A 3313-nucleotide genomic window follows, 5' to 3' on the forward strand; every position below is an offset into this window, starting at 1 on the left:
GCCCGCCCCGGCGGCCCCATCGCCGCGCAGAACGCCGACCTGCCGGCGGAGGTGGGGCCGCTGTTCGTCGTGCTGCGCAGGCGTCCGGCCGCCGGGCCCGCGCTGATCACCGTGACCCCGGCCGGGCAGCTCGGCCACCACGGCATGAACGACGCGGGCGTCGCCGTGTTCGGCAACTTCCTGCGTACGGACCAGTGGGGTGTGGGCGTGCCGCGCTACCTGCTGACGCGCCTGGCGCTGGGGGAGCGGGACCGGTTCCGCGCCGCCGAAGCGGTCACGGCGGTGCCCAGGTCGGGACCGCGCAACCTGCTCATCGCCGACGAGGGAGGGGCCCTGGACCTGGAGACCATCCCGGGCGGTGTGGGCGTGCTCGAACCGTCCGCGGGAGTCCTCACCCACACCAACCACTTCCTCGGGGAACTGGCCACGCACGAGAACGCCCCGCAGTCCTGGATGCGCAACTCGCGCGCCCGGCAGGCCAGGCTGGAGGCGCTGCTCGCCGCCGCGGGGCCGCACGCCGGGCCCGCGGAGCTGGCCGCCGTCCTGGCCGACCGGCACGGCGCTCCCGACGCCCTGTGCCACCACCTCGCCGACGCCCCCGAGCTGAACGTCGCGACCGTCGTCTCCACGGTCGCCGAGATCCGCGCCCGCCGCCTGCACGTCTGCGCGGGTCCGCCCGACCGCGGCGGCTACACCGTCTACGACCTCAAGGAGGCTTCATGACCGAGCCCGCCCGCCCGTCCGGGCGCACGCACGCGAACGAGCCCGTCCGCCCGTCCGGGGCCGCGCGCCCGGACGAGCTCGTCTACATGACGGCGACGGACGCACTCGCGGCCTTCGCCGACCGGACGTTGTCGCCCGCCGAACTGCTCACCGCCGTCGCCGAACGGGCCGAGCACATCGAGCCGAGCGTGAACGCGTTCGCGGAACGCTGGTTCGACCAGGCCATGGACCAGGCCAGGCAGGCCGCCGACCGCTACGCGCGCGGCACGGCCAGGCCGCTCGAGGGGCTGCCGGTCGCGCTCAAGGAGGAGCAGCCCATCGCCGGGCACCCGCTGCGCGACGGCTCGATGTTGCTGCGGGACAACGTCGCGGGGGAGACCCACCCCATCGTCGGCAGGATCGTCGCGGCCGGCGGCATCGTGCACGCCAGGACCACCACCCCGGAGTTCTGCGCGGCCGGGTTCACGCACAGCGACCTGTGGGGCGTCACCCGCAACCCGTGGAGCCTCGGCCACTCCTCCGGCGGCTCGTCGGGCGGCTCGGGGGCGGCGCTGGCGGCGGGCACCGCGATGCTCGCGACCGGGTCCGACATCGGCGGCTCGATCCGCATCCCGGCGGCGTTCAACGGCGTGGTCGGGTTCAAGCCGCCGTACGGCCGGGTGCCCGCGCTGCCGCCGTACAACCTCGACCACTACTGCCACGACGGGCCGATGGCGAGAACCGTGGCCGACTGCGCGTTGCTGCAGAACGTGATCGCCGGCCACGACCCACGCGACCCGGTATCGGTGCCCGCGCCCGCGCCGATCCCGCCGTACACGCGGTCGCTCAAGGGGCGGCGCGTGGCCGTCTGCGTGCACCTCGGCGACTATCCCGTCGAGCCCGACGTCGTCGCCGCCACCTGGGACGCCGTGTCGGCGCTGACCGAGGCGGGCGCCGTCGTCGAGGAGGTGGAGCTGCCGTGGCGCCGCGCCGACATCATGCGGGCGGCCTGGGCCCACTACGGCGCCATCTTCGGGCCCATCATCGCCGAGGAGATGGCCGCGCACGGCGACGGCGTCACCCGCTACGTCCGCGACTTCCTCGACCGGAGCCTCAAGGCCGTCGCCGAACTGGGCTTCTACGGCGCACTGAAGATCGAGAGCCAGGTCCACGCCGACCTCGCCCGCCTCTTCGAACGCTTCGACGCGCTCGTCTGCCCCGCCTCCGGCACGCCCGCGTTCCTGGCGGGGGAGGACTACGTGGAGACGCCGCTGGTCGTGGACGGGGTGAGGCTCGACCACAACCTGGAGGCCCCGCTCACGGTGCCGTTCAACCTCGCCAGCCGCTGTCCCGTGCTCGGCGTGCCGTCCGGCCGCTCGTCGGAGGGCGTGCCCACCGGCGTGCAGGTGGTGGGCCGGCCGTACGACGACCACACCGTCTTCGAGGTGGGGGCGGCGGTGACGGCGGCACTGCCCTGGTACGCCGGCGAGTCCTGGCGGCCGGCCCTGTGAGCCGCCGGCACGGGATCGACCTCAGCTACTACGACCTCGGACGCACCCCGTTCTTCGCCTGCGCGCTGGATCCGCGATTCTCCTACTGCCTCTACGTGCCGGAGGACTACGACGAGACCGGGACAAAACGGTACGACCTCATCGTGGCCGTGCACGGCACCGACCGCACGGCCAGCGAGTACCGCGACCGGTTCGCCGCCTTCTGCGACGAGCACGACTGCATCGTGCTGGCGCCGTTGTTCCCCGCCGGCCTCGGCCGCCGTACGGAGCTGCACGACTACAAGTTCATCGGGTACGGAGGCATCAGGTTCGACCGGATCCTGCTGGCGATGGTGGACGAGGTCGCCGCGAAGTACCGCGTCGACGCCTCGCGCCTGCTCATGCACGGCTTCTCCGGCGGCGGCCAGTTCGTGCACCGTTTCCTTTACCTGCATCCCGAACGGCTGCGCGCGGCCTCGATCGGCGCGCCCGGCCTGGTCACCCTGCTCGACCCGCGCTGGCCGTGGTGGGCGGGCACCGGGGGCGTGAGCGAGGAGTTCGGCGTACGGCTCGACGTCGACGCCATGCGCAGGGTCGCCGTGCAGATGGTCGTGGGGGCGGACGACACCGACACGTGGGAGATCACCGTCACCGAGCGGGACGAGCTGTGGGTCGAGGGCGCCGACGCCGCCGGGGCCAACCGCATCGACCGGCTGGAGAGCCTGCGCGGCAGTTTCGAGGCGGCGGGCATCCCGGTGCGGTTCGACGTGGTGCCGGGCGCGGCCCACAACGGGTTCGACGTCCTGGACGCCGTACGCGCCTTCTTCCGCGACGAGCTGGCGGGCCCGCCGGCGCCGGCGCGGAAGTCGGCACAGAAGTCGGCACGGAAGGGGAACGGCGCGGGCGCCCCTTGACGGCCGCGCCCGGCGTGCCCCCGGGACGGGTGCGGTCCGCTGACCGGCGAAGCCTCCGCCCGAGTGCGCGCCGTACAGCTCTGACCACGCACCGGCTCGCGGGTGCTTCGGATGCCGGATCGGCGGTGCGGGCGGCGATCGCGGGCCCCGAACGGGTAAGTTGGCGCCCCATGGAGGAACGCCAGAAGCACCCACGACTCACCGGCC

At 73.9% G+C, this 3313-nt stretch carries 3 protein-coding genes; all 3 read left to right on the top strand.

All coding sequences use genetic code 11. The annotated features are described in order from the left end of the window. A partial coding sequence (locus tag GUY59_RS46460) for a C45 family autoproteolytic acyltransferase/hydolase (RefSeq protein WP_201762158.1) occupies window positions 1-723 on the top strand: 723 nt, incomplete at its 5' end. Next, complete coding sequence (locus GUY59_RS46465; RefSeq protein WP_138208740.1) at window positions 720-2213, top strand: amidase; 1494 nt, start codon at window positions 720-722, stop codon at window positions 2211-2213. The genes GUY59_RS46460 and GUY59_RS46465, both read left to right, overlap by 4 nt. After that, the gene (locus GUY59_RS46470) at window positions 2210-3106 is read left to right on the top strand and encodes a PHB depolymerase family esterase (RefSeq protein WP_201762159.1); all 897 of its coding nucleotides are present in this window, start codon (window positions 2210-2212) and stop codon (window positions 3104-3106) included. The genes GUY59_RS46465 and GUY59_RS46470 overlap by 4 nt, the downstream gene beginning before the upstream one ends. Window positions 3107-3313 lie beyond the last annotated feature (207 nt).

Source organism: Nonomuraea sp. K271 (assembly GCF_009908215.1).
Lineage (GTDB): Bacteria > Actinomycetota > Actinomycetes > Streptosporangiales > Streptosporangiaceae > Nonomuraea > Nonomuraea longispora.